Here is a 19722-nt window from a genome sequence, read left to right on the forward strand (position 1 = left end):
ACTGAAGGCCGTGGGGGACTCCCGCGGCCTTTTTTTATACAAAATTCGCTTCAGTCCGGCAGATACATACACATCAGGGGGGAAAGAATGCGCAACGAGATAGTCACTCCCGGCGCGGGAGAACTTACCTACGAAATCCGAAACATCGTCACCGTGGCCGAGAAAGTGCAGCGCCTCGGGGTGAAGATCAACTGGGAGAACATCGGGGACCCCATCGTCAAGGGAGAGACCATCCCGCTCTGGATGAAGGAGATCGTTGCGGCCGAGGCGATGCACGACGAGAGCTACGCCTACTGCCCCACCCGCGGAGTGCTGGAGACCCGCGAGTTCATCTGCGAAATCACCAACAAGCGCGGCGGCGCGCAGATCACCCCCGACGACATCATCTTCTTCAACGGCCTGGGCGACGCCATCGCCAAGGTCTACGGGAACCTGAGGGCCGAGAGCCGCGTGCTGATGCCGTCGCCGACCTACACCACCCACTCCATCGGCGAGGCGGCCCACGCCAACGCGGTCCCGGTCTGCTACCGCCTCAAACCGGAGGACAACTGGTACCCGGACATGGAAGACCTGGAGTGCCACGTCAAGTACAACCCGCAGATCTCGGGCATCATGCTCATCAACCCGGACAACCCGACCGGGATGGTCTACCCCCCCGAGGTGCTCAAGCAGATCGTGGCCATCGCAAAGAAATACGACCTGTTCCTGATCGCCGACGAGGTGTACAGCAACATCGTCTACAACGGCGAGCATACCGTCCCCATCTCCGACGTGATCGGCGAGGTCCCGGCCATCGCCATGAAGGGGATCTCCAAGGAACTCCCCTGGCCCGGCTCGCGCTGCGGCTGGATCGAGGTGTACAACGGCGAGCGCGACCCGCGCTTCAAGAAGTTCGTGAACTCCATCCTCTCCTCCAAGATGAACGAGGTCTGCTCCACGACGCTGCCGCAGCGCTGCCTCCCCGCGGTGATGAAGCACCCGGAGTACCACAACTACCTGAAGGAGCGCATCGGGCGCTACGAGAAGATGAGCAACATCATGTACGAGGCGCTCTCCCGGGTCCCCGAGCTGGCGGTGAACCGCACCAACGGCGCCTTCTACATGGCCGTCCCCTTCAAGCAGGGGGTGCTGAACGACACCCAGAGCCTGCCGATCAAGAACCCGGAGATCCGCGCCCTGGTGGAAGGGATCGTGAACCAGCCCGGCGTCGCACCGGACAAGCGTTTCGTCTACTACATCCTGGCGCACACCGGCATCTGCGTGGTGCCGCTCTCCTCCTTCAACACCGAGCTCCTGGGCTTCCGCGTGACGCTCCTTGAGCGCGACGAGGAGGAGTGCCGCAAGATCTACCGCACCCTGACCGAGAACATCGCCGCCTACCTCGCCTCCTAGCGGGGAGGCATCCCTCCCCGTCCCTCCCCCCCGGGAAGGGAACCTTCTGCCCCGCTTTGGTCTCCAAAGCGGGGCTTTTTGTTCGCAAGTGGACGTCCTCATTGACTATTGAGCGGCAGTTGTGCTATCCATTCTCCATTTGCGCAGCATCCTCACCACCGTAGGGGTTCATGATGACCTCGGCAGCACCGGAAAGAAGGCGGTCGGCGGCAAACGCCCGTGGCGCGGCACATGCTTAGCGGCATAACCGGCAGCGTAGAACCGGATATCGCCCCGGACACCTTCGAGGTCATCGGGCGCATCCTCAAGGCCCGCTCGGGGTTCACCCTGGAGGGGTACAAGGACAAATGCGTCAAGCGGCGCATCCACATCCGGGTGCGCGCCACCCACTCCCCCTCACCCGAGGCGTACGGCGAGCTCCTCACCCGCAGCACCGCCGAACAGGACCACCTGCTCCGGGTGCTCACCATCCACGTCTCCCACTTCTTCAGAAATCCTCCGGTCTTCGAGAAACTGGGCGCCGAGATCCTGCCGCAGCTGCTCGAGCAGCGCCACCAAGTCCGGGCCCTGAGCGTCGGGTGCGCCGGCGGGGAAGAGCCGTACACCCTCGCGCTGCTCATGAAGGAGCGCTTTCCAGAAGCGGTCGCCGCGGGGCGGGTCACCATCCTCGGCGTCGATGTGGACGCGGCCATCCTGGACCAGGCGCGGGAAGCGCTGTACCACCCGGACCGGCTGGCGGAGGTTCCGCCGCAGCTGCTGGAGCGCCACTTCACCCCGGAGGGTGGACGCTACCGCCTCTGTCCGGAGGTCCGCGGCCAGGTCCTTTTCGAGCACGCCGACCTGAACCACCGGCAGGGGTGGGACCCCTGCGACCTGATCCTTTGTCGCAACGTGCTGATCTACTTCGAGAGGGAGCGGCAGGAAACCGTCCTAAACGGCTTCGCCGACGCCCTCTCCCCGGGGGCGTACCTGGTGCTGGGCAAGGCCGAGACCCTTTTCGGCACCGCCCGCAAACGCTTCAAGACGATCTGCCCCGTGGAGAGGATCTACCGGGCGTTGAATTAACCGTTTACCGCTTGCCATTCATCAAAGGAGTCCGCCCCATGTCCCGCCCCATATACATACAGATCGGCTACAAGTTCATCCTGGGCTTTCTGACCGTGGTCGCCGCCGTCGTCTTCGTCCCCACCTGGATCGGTCACGTCGGGCTCCCGCCGGAACTGACCAACGCGCTCTCCTACGTGGCCGCGCTCTCCGTGGGGCTTCTCCTGGGCGCCTTCTTCTCCAAGAGTTTCACCAGGAACATCACCCTCCTGCGCGGCGCCACCGAGGCGATCAGCCAGGGCGACCTCTCCAGCGACCTCGACTTCCCCGCCACCCGTTTCCCCGACGAGACCCACTCCATGGCGCTCTCCATCAACACCATGCAGGAGAACCTGCGCGCCCTGGTGCGCCAGATCCGGCAAACCTCCGAGCAGGTCCTGGAGTCCTCGCGCACCCTCTCCTCCAGCGCGCTGGAGATCAACGCCTCCACCGAGGAGGTGGCGCAGGCCATCGAGAGCATCTCCGGGGGGGCCGAGAACCAGGCCGAGATGCTCACCAAGAGTGCCAAGGTGATCCATGAGATGGCGATCTCGGTCGACCTGGTCGCGCGCCGGGCCAAGGAGACCGCCAAGGCGGCCCGGGAGACGAGCCTCACCGCGCAGAAGGGGGGGGAGCTCGCCAGCGATTCGGTGGAACGGCTGAAGAGCTTCTTCGATTCCGTGGAGCTGATCAGCATGCAGTTCATGGACCTGAACGGGAAGCTGCAGCAGGTGGGGAAGATCGCGGACTTCATCGTGGAGATGTCGCGCCAGACCAACCTGCTCGCGCTGAACGCCTCGATCGAGGCGGCCCGCGCCGGGGAGTACGGCAAGGGGTTCGGCGTGGTGGCCGAGGAGGTGAGAAAGCTCGCCGACGGCAGCGCGAAGAGCGCCACCGAGATCGTGGAACTGATCGACCTGGTCAAGGTGGAGAGCCGCAGGGTGCAGGAGACCATCACCGACAGCTCGCGCGGCATCATCGTGGGCAAGAAGAACCTGGACACCACCGCGGACGCCTTCAAGGAGATCCTCGCCACCGTCGTCGAGACCGAGAGAAAGGCGAACTCCATCGCCGACCTGTCGCAGATGCAGACCACGGGCGCCGCCAAGATGGTGAGCATGGTCGACGAGATCGCCAAGGTCGCCGAGGACAACGCGGCCTCCACCGAGGAGGTCTCCGCCGCCACCGAGGAGCAGCACTCGGCCATGCAGGAGATGGTGTACCAGACCCAGGAGCTCGCCAAGCTCGCCGACGAGCTGTTGCGCTCGGTGGAGCGGTTCCAGGTCGGGCCGGACGGCGCGCCGGAGCCCGAGGCGTGACCCCGCAGCGCCTGCTTTTGTTCAGCGCGGCGCGGCAGCTCTTCGCCCTCAACCTGCAGGAGGTGTGCGAGGTGATGGAGCCGCAGCAATGCTACCCCTTCGCCGGGGCGCCCCCGCACTACCTGGGGCTGATCAACTTCCACGGCAACCTCACCGCGCTGGTCGACCTGGCGGGCTTTCTCGGCCTCAAGAGCCGTCCCCTGCCGGGCAAGCTCCTGGTGATCGACACGAAGCTCGCCCACCTGGCCCTCAAGGTCGACGCGGTGGGCTCCATCCTCGACGCCGCGAGCATCACCGGCGCCGGCAGCCACGACGACCCGCTCACCGAGGCCCTCTTGGAGACCCCGCAGGGGAGCGTGCGCCTGCTCCGCCTGGAGGCGCTGCTCGGAGGACTCGAGCAGGAGCTGCGGGACTCCGCCCCCAACACCGCCAAACCAGGAGGTACCTGATGGCCTTGAAGGTCATGATAGTGGACGATTCCCTTTTCATGAGGAAGATGCTGCGCGACATCCTCGTGGAGGAGGGTTACGATATAGCCGGCGAGGCGTCCGACGGCGTGGAGGCGGTGGAAAAATACAAGGAGTGCCTCCCCGACCTGGTCACCCTGGACATCGTGATGCCCAACAAGACCGGGATCGAGGCGCTGCAGGAGATCGTGGCCTACGATGCCGCCGCGCGCGTGGTGATGGTCTCCGCCATCGGGCAGGAGGCGCTCACGACCGCGGCCACCGAGGCCGGCGCCAAGGCCTTCATTCTGAAACCGTTCAACCCGGAGCTGGTGACCCGGGTGCTCAGGGAAGTGGCCCAGGGGTAAGCGATGGACATGTCGCAGTACAAAGCCCTGTTCCTCTCGGAATCCCGGGAGTACCTGCGCAGCATCGCGGAGCAGGTGGTGGCCCTCGAGCAGTCGCCCGGGGAGCGGACCGCCGTTGACGCGCTGTTTCGCGGCGCCCATTCCCTGAAGGGGATGGCGGCCTCCATGGAGTACGGCGACGTGGTGGTGGTGGCCCACGGCATGGAGGACCTGATGGCGCGCGTGCGCGACGGCGCCCTCCCCTTCGACGCGGGGGTGGCCGACCTCCTCCTCGAGGGGGTCGACCTGATCGACGTGCTGCTTCAGGACGTGGAACAGGAGCGTCCCTCCACCCTCCCCACCGGCGACTACGCGCAGCGGCTCGCCACCTACACCCCGTCAGCGCAGGAGGCAGCCCCGGTTGAAAAGGGGGAGCCGCAGGAAGCCGGCGCCCCCCCCTCCCCCGCCGCGGAGCTCCCCCCGCTCCCCGCCGCCGAGGCGGAAAAGGGCAAGGAACCGGCCGGCGAGGCGGGCGGCACCGTCCGGGTGAGAACCGAGCTCCTGGACCACCTGATCAACCTCACCGGGGAGCTGGTCACCAACAAGCAGCGCCTTCTGAACATCGGGCGGGAACTCGCCTCACCGCCCCTCAACGACGCCGTATCCGAGACCGCGAAGCTTTTGCGCGCCCTGCACGACGAGGTGATGAAGGTGCGCCTGATGCCGTTCGAGGCGATCAGCGACCGCTTCCAGCGCTCGGTCCGCTCCGTCGCCAAGAAAAGCGGCAAGGAGATCCATTTCGAACTGACCGGCCGCGAGATCGGCCTGGACCGCGGCATGCTGGAGCAGCTCGTGGATCCCCTGAACCACATCCTGAGAAACGCCGTCGACCACGGCATCGAGGAGAGCGGGGAGCGGGAGCGTGCCGGGAAGCCCGCCCGGGGGACAGTGCGGCTCGCCGTGACCCGGGACCGGGACCGCATACAGATCATGGTGCGCGACGACGGCCGGGGCATGGAGCCCAGGGCCATGATCGAGGCCGCCATCGCCAAGGGGCTTTTGTCCCCCGAGGAGGGGGAGCTGTTGTCGCCGGAGCAGGCGCTGATGCTCTCCTGCATCCCCGGCTTCTCCACCGCGAAGCAGGTCACCGACATCTCCGGACGCGGGGTTGGGATGGACGCGGTGAACACCGCCATCCAGAAGCTTGGCGGGACCCTCTCCATCGACTCCGAGCCGGGCGCGGGGACCACGGTCACGCTCCGGCTCCCGCTCACCATCGCCATCATCCACGCACTGGTGGTGCAGGTGGGACAGGTGAAGGCGGCGATCCCGGTGAACGCGGTGCAGCGGACCGTGGAGCTGTCCCGGGGGCAGATCGAGACCATGGGGAAGAGGCAGATGTTCCAGCTGGACGGTGAGCCGATCCCGCTTTTGTCGCTGAACCGGGTGATGGGGCTGCCGCTTGGGCGCTTTCCCGACGGCATCCTCCCCCTGTTCGTCACCCAGGCCCGCGGTCGCCGTGTCGGCGTCGTCGTGGACCACCTGCTTGGGCAGCACGAGCTGTTCGTGAAGCAACTGGGGCGGCCGCTGGACAAGATGGCCGGTGTGGCCGGCGGCGCGACCCTCGGTGATGGCGAGATCGTCGCCATTCTCGACCTGGCGGGACTTCTGTGACCGGTTTTCCCATTTCAGCCGCCGTCTCCCCCGCCGGGGAACGGCCCACTTCCGGAGGGTACCATGGCGCACCATGACCTGCATGATGGAGAACTGAAGGCGCTCACCCACGTCTGCAACACCGGGATGCAGCACGCGGCCATCGCCCTGTCCCAGCTTACCGGCAAGGGGGTCAGCATCCAGGTGCCCCGGCTCCAGGTGCTCGAGGGGGCCAGCCTCTCGCACCAGCTCGGGTCGCAGGAGGCGACCGCCCTGCAGTTGCAGATCCTCGGCAACGTGCGCGGCAGCATCCTGATCCTGCTGCTTAGGGAGAACGCCCAACGCATCCTCGAGCTCCTGCTGGGAGAGCTCCCCGATGCGGGCGCACCGTTCACCGAGATGGAGCGGGCCACCCTGATGGAGGTGGGGAACATCCTGGCCTCGGCGTGCCTCAACGCACTGGGGAGTTCGCTCAAGATGACCCTGCTCCCCTCGGTACCCGCCCTGAGCATCGGGCCGGGGGGGGATATCCTCGCCCGCGCGCTGGAGCGGGGCGACAACGGCGAGGCGGTCGTGATGATCGACGCCATGTTCTCGGTCTCGGATTCGCTCTGCGGCGGAAGCATCTTCCTCATCCCGGCCCCCGCTTCGATGGGGGTGCTCCTGGGCGCCCTGGAGCAATGAAAAGGTTGCACCTTACCCGGTTGTATGTCAGAATGCCCGGTCAAACTGCCGCCGCTGCGGCACATCGAGGGTCCCGAGCGCCAGCCCGAGACCTTCTCTTCTTTTCGGAGGTGGAACATGAAAATCGCCAGAACCGCCGTCCTGTCCCTCGCCCTGATCGCCCTTAATGCCGGCTTGTCCCTCGGAGCCGACCTCTCCCAGGTGGTGCGCACCATCGAGCAGGGCTACGGATCGCTGAACGACCTGCAGGCGGACTTCAGCCAGAGAAGCAGCATCAGGGCGCTCAAGCGCGAGGAAAAGGGGGGGGGCGAGCTCCTCCTGAAGAAGGGGGGCGGGAAAGAGTCGATGTTCCGCTTCAACTACACCAAGCCCAAGCAGCAGATCGTGTCCAACGGCAAGACCGTCTGGTACTACATACCGGACCAGAAGCAGGTCATGGTGATGGACCTGGCGCAGCTTCTCGAGGCCAGTAACGGCATCGCGATGAACTACCTCTCGGGGCTCGGGCAAGTCTCCAAGGATTTCAGCATCGCCTTTGCCGCCGAGCAAAAGGACAAGAACGGCAACTACCAGCTGGAGCTCACCCCGCACAAGAAGAGCCCCGCCATGGCCAAGCTGTTGCTGACCATCTCCGGCGAGGCCGTCGAGAGCATGGTTGCCAAGGGGAAGAGCTCGACTCCGTTCCCGGTGCTCTCCTCCACGGTGGTAGACCAGACCGGGAACACCACCAGGATGGACTTCAGCGGCGTGAAGACCAACCGCGGCATATCCAGCGGCAAGTTCAGCTTCAAGATCCCGTCCGGGGTGCAGGTTATCAAAAGATAGAGCAGGTAAGGGTTGCGGTTGAGAGGACCCCTCTTGGGTCCCTTTTTCTTCCTCGACGTCAACCTCAACCTGATTTCACAGGAGGTTTTATGCCGTCATTCGACATCGTTTCCAAGGTCGACCTGCAGGAGGTCGACAACGCCATCAACCAGACCGTGAAGGAGATCGGGCAGCGCTACGACTTCAAGGGGTCCAAGAGCGAGGTGACCCTGGAGAAGGAAAGCATCAAGGTCCTGTCCGAGGACGACTTCAAGCTGAAGGCGGTCATCGACATCCTGCAATCCAAGTTCGTCAAGCGCAACATCTCTCCCAAGGCGCTGCAGTACGGCAAGGTGGAACAGGCCTCCGGCGGCATGGTGCGCCAGATCATCACCCTGCAGATGGGGATCTCCAAGGAGAAGGCCAAGGAGATCGGCGCCGTGATCAAGGAAACCAAGCTCAAGGTACAAAGCCAGATCCAGGACGACCAGGTCCGGGTCACCGGCAAGAACATCGACGACCTCCAGGAGGTGATCCGTATCCTCAAAGGGAAGGATCTCGACATCGACATGCAGTTCGTCAACTTCAGAAGCTGATCAAGAGGGGATTTTTTTGAACCAGAAGATTAAGGAAAAAGTGAGCCTGGTGAGCCTGGGCTGCCCGAAGAACCTGGTGGACGCCGAGGTGATGCTGGGCTACCTCTCCAAGGACGAGTACGAGGTCACCACCGACGAGATGCAGGCGGACATCATCGTGGTGAACACCTGCTCCTTCATCAAGGAGGCCAAGCAGGAGAGCATCGACACCATCCTCGACCTGGCCGACAGAAAGCACGACGCGCGCTGCAAGCTGCTCATCGTGACCGGCTGCCTGCCGCAGCGCTACCAGGAGGAACTCGCCAAGGAACTCCCCGAGGTGGATATCTTCATCGGCACCGGAGACTACCCGCGCATCGCGGAGATCCTCCAGGAGAAGAAGGGGACCGACGCCCAGCTCTGCTACACCGGCGACCCCAACTTCGTCTACAACGACGAGCTGCCGCGCCTGCAGTCCTCGCCGCACTACACCGCGTATCTAAAGATCGCGGAGGGGTGCTCCAACAACTGCTCCTACTGCGTGATCCCGTCCCTGCGCGGCGCGCACCGCTCCCGCCCCTTCGCGACGCTGATGGCCGAGGCCAGGTCCCTGGTGGCCGCCGGGGTGAAGGAGCTCAACCTGATCGCCCAGGACATCACCGCCTACGGCCGCGACCTTCCCGAACAGCCGAGCCTCGAGCTCCTGGTCCAGGAACTGGCCAAGCTGGAAGATCTCAAATGGATCAGGCTCCTCTACGCCTACCCGGACGGGGTCAGGGACTCCCTGATCGAGCTGATCAAGAACGAGCCCAAGGTGTGCAAGTACCTGGACCTCCCCATCCAGCACATCTCCGACCCGGTCCTGAAGAACATGAAGCGTAGAAGCGGCGAGGCCGACATCCGCGCCCTTATCGCCAAGCTGCGCCGCGAGATCCCTGACATCGCCATCCGCACCTCGCTCATCGTCGGCTTCCCCGGCGAGACCAACGAGGACTTCAAGACGCTCCTGCAATTCGTCGAGGAGACCCGCTTCGACCGTCTCGGCGTGTTCTGCTACTCCCGCGAGGAGGGGACCCCGGCGGCCGAGATGCCGGACCAGGTTTCCGAGCGGGTCAAGCGCGAGCGCCACAAGAAGCTGATGCGCACCCAGGCCCGGGTCTCCTTCAAGCACAACAGAACCCTCGTTGACAGCGAGGAGGATGTGCTGGTCGAGGGGTACAGCGAGGAGACCGAGCTCCTTTTGAAGGGACGCTCCTCACGCCAGGCCCCCGATGTGGACGGTCAAGTGTACATCACCGCGGGCAACGCCAACGTAGGTGACATAGTACGATTGAAGATCACTGACTCCTCTGATTACGACCTTATTGGCGAGATCATAGAGTAGGCTTTTAGTCTTGACACGAACCGCTATTGCTGTATTATTGCGTCGCTTTGCGGGACAATGAAAGATATGGAGACAGTTTATACATGACAGAAAAACCCGAAGAGATGAAAGCGATGCTCCTCAAAATGAAAGAGGAGACGCTTAAAGAGATTAACAAGACTGTCAAGTCCGGTTCCGATGCACCGATCAATGAGCCGAGCGGCGACATCTATGACCAGGCCTCCAGCGAGCGCGATCGTGAACTCGGCCTTTTGCTGGGCGACCGGGAGCGCGAGAAATTGCGTAATATAGACGAGGCATTACTGCGTCTGGAAGAAGGTGAGTACGGCATCTGCGAGGAGTGCGAGGAAGAAATCCCCATCGGGAGGCTGAAGATCGTCCCCTTCGCCCGCCACTGCGTCAAGTGCAAGGCGGACCTGGAGAAGCAGCAGGCACAGACCAAGCGTTTCGAAGAGGACAGGGCCTACCGCGAGATCGCGCTGGGCGAGGAAGAGGAAGGGTAACAGCACAAAATGGTATAGCGGCGGGGAAACGGCATTAGCCATTTTCACCCGGCCGGTGCTAAAAATAACAAGAGGGGACGGTAGAGATACCGTCCCCTCTTTGCGTTCAGGCTATGTGTGTGACTGGGCGATGTAGCTCCTCCCCCTGGAGGGGGAGGTTGGAGGGGGAAGACCTAAAAACCGCTGCGCGTCCCCTCCCTGTCCCTCCCCCTCCGGGGGCGGGGACTTTGCTACGGGTGGTCCACCGGCGGTGCGGCGATCAGGCGCTGGTAATCGCTCTTCGTGATGGAGCTGTGCCAGTGGCCGGTGGCCCTGCCGATCAGGGTACCGCCGATGAAGACCGCCACCACGAGGGCCGCATAGACCATCCCCGGTATCACCTTGCCGTTCTTCGCCTTCAGCTGCAGCGCCTCGGGCTTCGGGCAGGCGCTCACGCAACGCAGGCAGCCAACGCATTCCTCGGAGCAGACCCTCTCCTGATGCATCACGTCGATGTAGGACGGGCAGGCCTTGGTGCAGCCGCCACAGGAGATGCAGGCGCTTTGGTTACGCTGCACCTTGACCGGCGACAGGCGCGACACCAGGCCGAGAAGCGCACCGTACGGGCAGAGGAAACGGCAAAACGGGTTCTTGAACAAAAAGGAAAGGGCCAGCAGCACGCCGATGACGGCGAGCGGCGTGCCGGACAGGTTCACGAAAAAGTCCAGCATCTTCACGTCGGCCATCTTGTTATAGTCCCCCGTGATGAAGGAACTGACGCTGTCAGGTGCCATGATCACCAGGATGGAGAACAGGAAGAAGGCGAGCAGCAGGTACTTGATCGGACGCAAGAGCCAGTCCAGCCAGAGCCACATTTTGAAGTTCTTGCCGAAGAGCTTCGCCCCCACCTTCCAGCACACCTCGGTTATGGTGGAGACCGGGCAGACCCAGGAACAGAAGGAGCGCTTCAGCAAAAGCGAGACGGCGATCACGGTCAAAAGCACCACAAGCGCCGCCGGGTGGACGTCGTTGATCGTGCCGAGGCTCATCCACCCCTTGAGACTCACCAGACCCGAAATGGGAAGAAAAGCCTCGACCCCGTCGGGGCGCTCCACGAAGGGGGTGGCGCCGCCGCTTCTGAAATGGAGCACGAAACGGTAGAAGGTTACCCCAAGATAAAGGGAGAAGAGAAGGAAGCCCCACTGGACTGCGACCCTGACCTGCTGCACTTTTTTTTCCGCCATGAACCTCACCTTTGTTGCCTTGCGAATATGTTGCGACATATTTTGTCGCTACCACATGCTACCGTCGTATCATCAAGGAAAGCGGAGGTAGCATATGGAACCGATGGTCATAGGAGCTGTGGGAATCGTCGTCTACTGCGGTCGTCTGACGGTGAAGGACATCATCGCCGATCTGCGTCAGGAAGGGATCCTGGTCAACCCCTTGTCCAGCAAGTGGCGCGGGTGCACGTTGGACAAGGCCTTCAAAAGGCTCTTCTTCACCAAGGGGTTGTCGCGCTCCAAGGTTTCCAGCAACTCCTTCATCTTCTTGCGCTGCAAGTCCGCCGTTCCGCAGACCGGGCAACAGCAGCAGACCACCGGGAAGCGGTTGTTGCGGGAAAACGGAATTATCTCCTTCTCCGGGACGTAGACGAGCGGCCTGATCACCGTGGTGACACCGTTGTCGGCCAGCATGCTCGGGGCCATCGCCTTCAGCGAACCGACGAAGAACTGGTTCAAAAGCAGCGTCTCGATGAAGTCGTCCATGTGGTGACCAAGCGCCAGCTTGTTGCATCCGTACTGCTGCGCCAGGGTATAGAGCGTGCCGCGCTTGAGCCTGGCGCAGATGGAGCAGTAGGAGGAGTTAGGACGGCGCTTCTCCGAGATGATGTCGTAGTGATCGGTCTTCTCCATGTGGTAGGTGAAGCCGTGCTCCTTCAGGTGCTCCTCGATGATGTCGCCGCGGTAGCCGCGGTAGCCGGAGTCGATGTTGATGGCCACCAGCTCGTAACGCACCGGGGCGCGCCGGCGCAGCGTGTCCAGCATGTGCAGCATGGCGTAGGAGTCCTTGCCGCCCGAGACCGCGACGGCGATGCGGTCACCCTCAGAAATCAGGTTGAAGTCGTGGATCGCCTTGCCGACCCTGTTCTTGATGCGCGTGAAGAGCGCGTCCTCAATAAGCGCCACTGCAACCTCCCGCGACGCACCATGCTGTTTCAGTCATCATTGCCGCTCTCATATCACTTCCCGACCGCGGCATCCGGAGTGCCGAGTACGGCCTCCCTGAAAGCCTCGATACCCTTCTCCTCGATCAGCCTCCCCAGACGCCCCTGCTGCGGGTCGTTCTTGTAGACTTCCACAACCTTGGCCACGATCTCGAGCACCTCTTCCTCGGTCTGGATGTTGTCGACCAGGAGCTCCGCCAGGCGCGGCCTCGGTCCGGAGTTGCCCCCCACCAGGATGCGCCACCCCTTGTTATGACCGACGATGCCGATGTCCTTGACGCCGGACTCGGAGCAGGCGAGGAGACAGCCGGAAACCCCCATCTTCATCTTGTTGGGGAGCTCCATGGCGTGGTAGATCTTGTCCAGCTTGAGCCCCAGCGAGGCGGAATCGAGAACCGCCCTCTTGCACCACTGGGTGCCCGGGCAGATCTTGATGCTCCTGACGCACAGGCCGATGGCGGCGCCGGGCGCCTGGGCAAGATCGGCCCAGACCGCGTCGATCTCTTCTTCCTTGACGCCGAACATGGCGATCCTCTGGGCCGAGGTGAGCTTCAGCTCCAGCTGGTACTTGTCGGCGACGTCGCAGATCTTTCTCAGCGTGGCGGTGTCGGTAAAGCCGCCCGGGATGTGCGGGGCGATGGCATAGGTCTCACGGTCGCGCTGCAGGATGGCGCCTTTTTCAAGCATGTCCTTGGTCTTCATCATCTGCTCCTTTGTCTGTATTGAAATTGATGCAGGTCAAAATAGCTGAAAAGCAAACACGGAACACAGAGGTCCCGGAGGTACACGGAGAAAAACGGTGGGGAGAGGGCCCCCTCACCCCGACCCTCTCCCGGAGGGAGAGGGGGGAACTGCGGGTTCTCTATAGTCCCTTTCTCTGTGTCCCCTGTGGACCTCCGTGTCCTCTGTGTTCCTCCTTGTTTCTTATGAACCTAACCAGCTCCACCGCGATCTCGTACTTGCCGAACGGGGGGATCAGGTAGAAACCGCCGGCCTTGGCGCTCGCGGCCTCGATGAATTCCTTCGCGATGGCGAGACCTTCGGCCACACCTTCTTCGCCACTCTTGCCGGCCATGCGTTTGCGGATCTCCTCGGGGATCACGATACCGGGGACCTCGTTGTGAAGGAACTCCGCGTTCCTTCCGGAGACGAGCGGCAGCACGCCGGGGAGAACCGGGATATCCAGGTGCGCGGTCTGCTCCATCATGTCGTGAAAACGAGCGATGTCGTAGATGGGCTGGGTCTGGGCGAACTGGGCGCCGTTGGCGACCTTCTTCACCAGCCGCCGCACCTGCACCTCCATGTTCTGGGTGTTGGGGTTGAAGGCCGCGCCTATGGTGAAACCGGTGCCGGAGCCGATGGGGTTCCCCAAGGCGTTCACCCCGCCGTTCAGGTCGCTCAAGAGCTTGATCAGCGTGAAGGAGTTGAGGTCGAACACGGAGGACGCTCCCGCCTCGTCCCCCAGGCTCGCCGGATCGCCGGTGACAGCCAGTATGGAACTGACGCCCAAGAGGCTCGCCCCCATCAGTTCGGACTGCGTCCCGATGAGGTTGCGGTCGCGACAGGTGACGTGCGCGATCACCTCGATCCCCACCTCCCGGCGGATCAAGGAAGCAAGCGCCAGGTTCCCCATGCGCACGCGGGCCAGCGGGTTCTCGGCCAGGTTGATGGCGTGGGCTCCCGCCTCCTTGAGGGCACGGCTTCCGGCCAGCACCCTGGCGCAGTCGAGCCCCTTGGGCGGATCGAGCTCCACGGTGATCACCGGTTCCGTGCCCCAGCGGTCCAGGAAGCTGGCATGGAGCTCCCCTCTCCCTCCGGGAGAGGGGCTGGGGGTGAGGGCCTCGCCCCCGGCAATACTTTCGCTACGTGGCAGCGCCCTCCCCCCCCCTTCGGGCACCCTCTCCCGGGGGGGGAGGGAAGTGGCTTGCAGCCTCGCCGCCATCGCCCGGATGTGCTCGGGGGTGGTGCCACAGCAGCCGCCCACGAGAGACGCTCCGGCGGCGACCAGTTCCTCGGCGCGGTCGGCGAAATACTCGGGGGTGGTACGGTAGATGTAGCGCCCGTCGATGTACTCTGGAAAACCGCTGTTGGGATAGGCGGCAATCGGTACCGCACAGACGGTGGAGATCCGCTTTACCGTGGCCAGCAGTTCCAGCGGACCTGCGCCGCAGTTGGCGCCGATGACATCGGCCCCGGCCTCGGCCAGCCGGAGAGCGGCGCTTTCGGCTGACGTCCCACCCGGCAGCCGTCCCCCTTCGCCGAAGGCGAGGTTGGCGACCACGGGGAGTCCCGTCTCCTTGGCCGCCGCGAGTGCGGTCAACAGTTCATCGAGCTCCGAGAAGGTCTCCAGGATCAGGAGGTCCACCCCGCCTTCGGCCAGCGCCGAGGCTTGCACCCGGAAACATTCGGCGATCTGCTCCGGTGACAGTTCGCTCTTGCCGCGCCCCAGGGGGCCCATGGAGCCGGCAACGTACACGTCCTTCCCGTCGGCGGCGCTCCGGGCGAGCTGGGCGCCCCTGCGGTTGATCTCGGCGACCTTCCCTCCCAGCCCTATGGCGGAGAGCTTGGCGCAGTTGGCGCCGAAGGTGTTGGTCTCGATCACCTGCGCCCCGGCGTCCAGGTACTCGCGGTGCAGTTCCAGCACCAGCTCCGGACGCACCAGGTTCAAGTGCTCGAAGTTCGCCTCCGGCGCCACCCCCTTGGCGTAGAGCATGGTGCCGATGGCGCCGTCGCCGATCAGCACCCCGTGCGCGATCCGCTCCAGGAACTTCTTCATCTAACGACCTCCCAGCACCTTGATCAGGTGCGGCACCAGCTGCTTCTTGCGGGACATGACTCCCTTCATCTCGAATACGTGCGGCTCGGGCTGCGGGTACCCCATGAAGCGGGTGAAGGCCTGCCCCCCTTCCATGAGGAACATGGTGCTCTCGCTGGAGATGTCGGTGACCATGAGGCCGGCAAGCTCCAGCCCCTCCTTTTCGCGTCGCGCCGCGAGGGCCTGTTGCAGCTCCTTCTTCATCTCGTTGAACTCGGCGAAGCCGAACACCTCGACCTGGCCGACGCCGAAGGTCAACTCCCCCTGGCTGAAGAGCTTGAAGTCGGAGCCGACCACGCGCTCGGGGCTCCCGTAGCCGGAGAGCGCGCCCGAGGCGGCGAAGATCTCGGCGCCGAAGGCCTCCCAGTCGAGTCCCGCGAGGGCCGAAAGACGCGACACGGTGGCGCGGTCCCTGGGCGTGGTGGTCGGGGACTTCAGGATCACCGTGTCGGACAGGATGCCGGCCAGGAGGAGCGCCGCGATCTGCGCGGGGGGCTCCACCTCGTGTTCCTCGTAGAGCGAGGCCACGATGGTGCAGGTGCTTCCGACCGGAGCGGTGATGAAAGGAATCGGGTTGGTGGTGGGCGGATTCCCCAATTTGTGGTGGTCGATCACCTCGAGGATCTCCAGGTCCTCGGCGCCCGGCACCGACTGGGAGAGCTCGTTATGGTCCACCAGGATCAGGGCATAGGGAAGCGGCGCGAAGAGCGAGGACTTGGTGGCGACGCCGGCCAGGGAGCCGTCCTCCTCGAGCGCCAGCACGGCGCTTTCGCCCGAGTGCAGCAGCTTGTCCCGCAGCCGTCCCAGCGGCTCCCCCACCGATACGCTCTCGAAGGCCGGTTCGGCCAGGGCCAGGGCTGGGGTGGCCAGGCGGCACCGGGAAACGGTGGCCGCGGTGTCGAGCGGCGTGGAGAGGAGGGCGACGCCGCGGGAAGCCGCGAGCCGCACCACGTCCTCGGCCACGGAAAGGCCGCCGGTCACCACCAAAAGGCGCACGCCGCGCTCGATGGAGGCCTTCTGGATCGAGCTGCGGTCGCCGGTCACCACCACCAGGGTGGCGGGATCGAAGCCGGAGATCCTGTCGACGAAGGACTCCTCGGCCATGGCGCCGACGAAGAGGTGCAGGCTCTCGACGGCGGCATCGGCGCCGCCGGAAAGAAAGCTCCCGCAGAGGCAGGCTGCCAGCGAGGCGAGCGAGGCGGAGACCAGCCGCAGCGAGTCCGCGCCGGTCACCAGCGAGCGCTCGGCGATCTTTCTGAGCGGGATGATCCCCTTGGGGACGCCGGCGGCGTCGAGCACCGGGAGGACCCTGATGGAGTTGTGGTGGAACTGTTCCAGGGCGGTCAGAAGCGGCGCATCGGCGGCCACGGTGACCGGGGTGCGGTGGATCACGTCGCGCACCTTGGGGTGCACGTCGGCCAGGTACAGCGGCGCCTCGATGCCGAGCCGCCCCAAAAGCCAGGTGGTCTGGGGATTCAGGTTCCCGGCCATGGCGGCGGTGACCCGCTCGTCCCCCAGCGCCCGCTTCAGGTGGGCATAGGCGAGGGCCGAGGCGATCGAGTCGGTGTCGGGGTTTCTGTGGCCGATAACGAAAATCTGCTTGTCCATGTTTCCTTTCATGTGCGTCCCGCGCGGGCCGGGGCATCGCCCCAGCTTCCCCCGCCGCGAGACGGAAAAAATATTAAATTAGTCGTTTTTTTGGTGCGCTCCGTATAGAATGGCGCCGGCAAAGAACGCGACAAAAGGAGAGCAAGGCATGCATGCAGCGGTACAGTGGCTGGTCGAAACCATAGGAGCCATGGGCTACCCGGGGATCTTTCTCCTGATGGCCCTGGAGAGCTCCGTCTTCCCCATCCCCAGCGAACTGGTGATGCCGCCGGCCGGATACCTGGCCCAGCAGGGTCAGATGAACATGCTCGTGGCCATCGTCTGCGGCACCCTGGGGAGCCTGATCGGCGCCTACGCCAACTACTTCGCGGCCCACTACCTCGGCCGTCCGCTGCTTCTCAAGTACGGCAAGTACGTCTTCATCACGGAGGAGAAGTTCGCCAAGGTGGAGCGCTTCTTCAAGGACCACGGCGAGATCTCCACCTTCATCGGGAGGCTTCTACCGGTGGTGCGGCACCTGATCTCGCTGCCCGCCGGCCTGGCCGGGATGAACCACGTCAAGTTCTCCCTCTACACCCTGCTCGGCGCGGGGATCTGGGTCACCGTGCTCACCTTCATCGGCTACTTCATAGGGAGCAACCAGGAGCTGATCATGCGCTACTCGCACCAGGCGCTCATCGGCGTGGTCATCGTCAGCGCGCTGATCATTGCCGTCTACGTCCGGCTGCAGCGCAGAAACGGCGCGCAGTTCCCCGAATAACCCCCACCATAAAGCAAGGGCGGGTCCAGGACCCGCCCTCAGTAACGCCTTTGTTACCCAAACCGCGCGGGAACCACTCCCGCGCCGCCGTCTCTACTTGGGAACCTTCTCCCAGTCTTCCAGGAACTTCTTGATCCCCGCATCGGTGAGCGGGTGCTTGGCGAGCTGCAGCATGACCGAGTACGGGATGGTGCAGACGTCGGCGCCGATGAGAGCCGAGTTCAGCACGTGCACCGGGTTCCTGATGCTGGCCACGATGATCTGGGCGTCCATGCCGTAGTTGTCGAAGATGGTCCTGATCTCTTCGATGATCCCCATGCCGTCCTGGGAGATGTCGTCCAGGCGGCCGACGAACGGGGAGACGTAGGTGGCGCCGGCCTTGGCGGCGAGCAGGGCCTGCATCGGGGTGAAGATCAGCGTGACGTTGGTCTTGATCCCCTGCTTGTACAGGGTCTTGGTCGCCTTGAGCCCTTCCGGGGTCATCGGGAGCTTGATGACGATGTTCGGGTGGATCTTGGCCAGTTCGGTCGCCTCGGCGATCATGCCGTCATGCTCGAGGGAGATGACCTCCGCGGAGATGGGGCCGTCCACGATCCCGGTGATCTCCTTGATCACTTCCTCAAAACGCCGGCCGCTCTTGGCGATCAGGGAGGGGTTGGTGGTGACGCCGTCCACCAGTCCCAGTTCGTTGGCCTCCCGAATCTCTTTAACGTCCGCTGTGTCGATAAAAAACTTCATCTTTCCTCCGGTTGTGTTGTTATTGCCTCTGTTGCATCTCTTCGAATTTTCTCAGGCACTCCATGGAGCAGAAGTGATACCGCTTCCCCTCCAGCCTGCCGACCACCGCGTCGGCCTCGGCTATGTACACGCCGCAGACCGGATCCTGGAAGGTCTCCGCTGCGGCGGGCTCTTTTTTCACTATCTTTTCGGCAGACTTGCCGGCGAACATGCGGTACACGAGGTACGCCAGCAGTGCCCAGATCAGAAACTTCAATGGTCCCCCTAGATCCTGACCACCTTCCCGGGTGAGGTCAGCTCGGTCAGCAGTTCTATGATGCGTTTACCCAGGATCGGGTGCACCAGGTCGGGTGCGATGTCGGACAGCGGCTGGAGGGCGAAACGACGCTCCGCCAGGCGCGGGTGCGGGATGGTGAGCTCTTCGCTGTCGGAAACCAGCTCACCGTAGAGGAGGATGTCGAGGTCCATGCTGCGGGCGCCCCAGCGCTCCGACGGCACCCGGCGGAACACTTCGGTCTCCAGCCTCTTCAGCCGGTCCAGGAGTTCCAGCGGCGCCATTTCCGTGTTGAGGCGCACCACGGCGTTGTAAAAGTTGTCCTGGGGCACCCCGCCGACCGGTTCGGTCTCGTAGAAGGGGGATACGGCAGTCACCCTGGTTTGCGGCAGCTTGCCCAGCTCCGCTATCGCCATCAGGAGCTTCAGCTCACGATCGCCGATGTTGCTCCCCAGCCCTATGTACGCGCACTGTTCCACAGCGGCAGATTAGAACACAAATCCCTTTTTTTTTCAACCCATGCGACGTGGAGCCGCCAACTCCGCTCCAGCAGGGAGCGTGGCGGCTAAAAAGCCGCGCCGGCGGACAGGTAACGATTTCACATGCCGCAGATTAAATGGTATAGTACCTACTTCTTAATGTGACTCGGCGGCAGACAGGAGAACGCGTGAACGGTCAGGAACTTACCCAGTTGGAAACAAGGGAGCTGGTGCATCTCGGGAAAGAGGAACTGGAGGCAGGGCACTACTCGTCGGCCCAGCGCTACCTGCACGCCGCCCTGGAGCGGCAGCGCACCCCGGAACACCTTTCCCTGTATGCGGTGGCGCTGGCCCAGACCGCCGGCAACGTGCAGAAGGCGGTGGCCCTGTGCCAGGAAGCCATCAAGAGGGAGCCCCGCAACTGCAATCATTTCCTGCGCCTGGGCACGGTGTACCTCCTTGCCGGTAGGAAGAGGGAGGCGATCAGGACGCTCAACCTGGGGCTCAGGGTGGGTAAAAATCCCGCCATCACCAAGCTGCTGCAAACGCTTGGGCACAGGGAGCGCCCCGTGCTCCCCTTCCTGTCCAGAGGGAACCCACTGAACAAGTACCTGGGCAAGATGCGAAGCAGCCTGTTCAAGAAGTAGCCGCT

Annotated in this window: 21 protein-coding genes; 13 read left to right on the forward strand and 8 right to left on the reverse strand. The window is 63.7% G+C overall.

Annotation, left to right across the window (positions count from 1 at the left end; genetic code table 11):
* Window positions 1-87: 87 nt before the first annotated feature.
* The 11 genes from KP001_RS13075 to KP001_RS13125 all read left to right on the forward strand — a co-directional run bounded on the left by KP001_RS13075 (window position 88) and on the right by KP001_RS13125 (window position 10190).
* Window positions 88-1392, forward strand: a complete 1305-nt coding sequence (locus tag KP001_RS13075; RefSeq protein ID WP_217286069.1) for a pyridoxal phosphate-dependent aminotransferase — start codon at window positions 88-90, stop codon at window positions 1390-1392.
* A 231-nt stretch (window positions 1393-1623) separates the two neighbouring features.
* Window positions 1624-2457, forward strand: a complete 834-nt coding sequence (locus KP001_RS13080; protein ID WP_217286070.1) for a CheR family methyltransferase — start codon at window positions 1624-1626, stop codon at window positions 2455-2457.
* A 50-nt stretch (window positions 2458-2507) separates the two neighbouring features.
* The gene (locus KP001_RS13085; protein ID WP_217289609.1) at window positions 2508-3794 is read left to right on the forward strand and encodes a methyl-accepting chemotaxis protein; all 1287 of its coding nucleotides are present in this window, start codon (window positions 2508-2510) and stop codon (window positions 3792-3794) included.
* Window positions 3791-4243: a chemotaxis protein CheW gene (locus KP001_RS13090; protein ID WP_217286071.1), complete on the forward strand. Its 453-nt coding sequence runs from the start codon at window positions 3791-3793 to the stop codon at window positions 4241-4243. The genes KP001_RS13085 and KP001_RS13090 overlap by 4 nt, the downstream gene beginning before the upstream one ends.
* Window positions 4243-4608 carry a response regulator gene (locus tag KP001_RS13095; protein ID WP_217286072.1) on the forward strand — a complete coding sequence of 122 codons (366 nt, stop codon included), beginning with the start codon at window positions 4243-4245 and terminating at the stop codon, window positions 4606-4608. Before KP001_RS13090 ends, KP001_RS13095 begins: the two co-directional genes overlap by 1 nt.
* 9 nt (window positions 4609-4617) lie before the next feature.
* Window positions 4618-6261 carry a chemotaxis protein CheA gene (locus tag KP001_RS13100; protein ID WP_239027775.1) on the forward strand — a complete coding sequence of 548 codons (1644 nt, stop codon included), beginning with the start codon at window positions 4618-4620 and terminating at the stop codon, window positions 6259-6261.
* A gap of 63 nt (window positions 6262-6324) precedes the next feature.
* On the forward strand, window positions 6325-6924 hold the full coding sequence (locus KP001_RS13105) for a chemotaxis protein CheC (RefSeq protein WP_217286074.1): 600 nt from the start codon (window positions 6325-6327) through the stop codon (window positions 6922-6924).
* Window positions 6925-7041: 117 nt separating this feature from the next.
* Window positions 7042-7749 carry a LolA family protein gene (locus tag KP001_RS13110; RefSeq protein ID WP_217286075.1) on the forward strand — a complete coding sequence of 236 codons (708 nt, stop codon included), beginning with the start codon at window positions 7042-7044 and terminating at the stop codon, window positions 7747-7749.
* 89 nt (window positions 7750-7838) lie between these two features.
* Window positions 7839-8324 carry a YajQ family cyclic di-GMP-binding protein gene (locus KP001_RS13115; RefSeq protein WP_216511344.1) on the forward strand — a complete coding sequence of 162 codons (486 nt, stop codon included), beginning with the start codon at window positions 7839-7841 and terminating at the stop codon, window positions 8322-8324.
* A 16-nt stretch (window positions 8325-8340) separates the two neighbouring features.
* On the forward strand, window positions 8341-9687 hold the full coding sequence (rimO, locus tag KP001_RS13120) for a 30S ribosomal protein S12 methylthiotransferase RimO (RefSeq protein WP_217286076.1): 1347 nt from the start codon (window positions 8341-8343) through the stop codon (window positions 9685-9687).
* 83 nt (window positions 9688-9770) lie between these two features.
* On the forward strand, window positions 9771-10190 hold the full coding sequence (locus tag KP001_RS13125) for a TraR/DksA family transcriptional regulator (protein WP_183345553.1): 420 nt from the start codon (window positions 9771-9773) through the stop codon (window positions 10188-10190).
* Window positions 10191-10420: 230 nt separating this feature from the next.
* Here the strand turns inward: KP001_RS13125 and KP001_RS13130 are convergent, their stop codons facing one another.
* The 5 genes from KP001_RS13130 to KP001_RS13150 form a co-directional block, all read right to left on the reverse strand.
* Window positions 10421-11413 (reverse strand): 4Fe-4S binding protein, encoded by a 993-nt coding sequence (locus KP001_RS13130; RefSeq protein WP_217286077.1) that lies wholly within the window; start codon window positions 11411-11413, stop codon window positions 10421-10423.
* Window positions 11414-11590: 177 nt separating this feature from the next.
* Complete coding sequence (gene ttcA, locus KP001_RS13135; RefSeq protein WP_217286078.1) at window positions 11591-12358, reverse strand: tRNA 2-thiocytidine(32) synthetase TtcA; 768 nt, start codon at window positions 12356-12358, stop codon at window positions 11591-11593.
* 53 nt (window positions 12359-12411) lie between these two features.
* Complete coding sequence (locus KP001_RS13140) at window positions 12412-13098, reverse strand: ferredoxin-like domain-containing protein (RefSeq protein WP_217286079.1); 687 nt, start codon at window positions 13096-13098, stop codon at window positions 12412-12414.
* A 160-nt stretch (window positions 13099-13258) separates the two neighbouring features.
* Window positions 13259-15172, reverse strand: a complete 1914-nt coding sequence (locus tag KP001_RS13145; protein ID WP_217286080.1) for a bifunctional homocysteine S-methyltransferase/methylenetetrahydrofolate reductase — start codon at window positions 15170-15172, stop codon at window positions 13259-13261.
* Window positions 15173-16819 (reverse strand): putative manganese-dependent inorganic diphosphatase, encoded by a 1647-nt coding sequence (locus KP001_RS13150; RefSeq protein WP_217286081.1) that lies wholly within the window; start codon window positions 16817-16819, stop codon window positions 15173-15175.
* Between the two features lie 148 nt (window positions 16820-16967).
* Between KP001_RS13150 and KP001_RS13155 the strand changes: the two genes are divergently transcribed.
* Complete coding sequence (locus tag KP001_RS13155; protein WP_217286082.1) at window positions 16968-17579, forward strand: DedA family protein; 612 nt, start codon at window positions 16968-16970, stop codon at window positions 17577-17579.
* Window positions 17580-17672: 93 nt separating this feature from the next.
* On the opposite strand, the gene fsa is transcribed toward KP001_RS13155, so the two are convergent.
* The 3 genes from fsa to folK are packed head-to-tail and all read right to left on the reverse strand — an operon-like array spanning window position 17673 to window position 19070.
* Entirely contained in the window at window positions 17673-18317 is a 645-nt protein-coding gene (fsa, locus tag KP001_RS13160) for a fructose-6-phosphate aldolase (RefSeq protein WP_217286083.1), read from the reverse strand.
* Window positions 18318-18336: 19 nt separating this feature from the next.
* Window positions 18337-18573 (reverse strand): YHS domain-containing protein, encoded by a 237-nt coding sequence (locus KP001_RS13165; protein WP_217286084.1) that lies wholly within the window; start codon window positions 18571-18573, stop codon window positions 18337-18339.
* An 8-nt stretch (window positions 18574-18581) separates the two neighbouring features.
* Entirely contained in the window at window positions 18582-19070 is a 489-nt protein-coding gene (folK, locus tag KP001_RS13170) for a 2-amino-4-hydroxy-6-hydroxymethyldihydropteridine diphosphokinase (protein WP_217286085.1), read from the reverse strand.
* Between the two features lie 188 nt (window positions 19071-19258).
* Here folK and KP001_RS13175 point away from each other — a divergent pair, with 188 nt between their 5' ends.
* Window positions 19259-19717, forward strand: a complete 459-nt coding sequence (locus KP001_RS13175) for a tetratricopeptide repeat protein (protein WP_224961431.1) — start codon at window positions 19259-19261, stop codon at window positions 19715-19717.
* Window positions 19718-19722 lie beyond the last annotated feature (5 nt).

This window comes from Geomonas subterranea (assembly GCF_019063845.1).
Taxonomy (GTDB): Bacteria; Desulfobacterota; Desulfuromonadia; order Geobacterales; family Geobacteraceae; genus Geomonas; species Geomonas subterranea.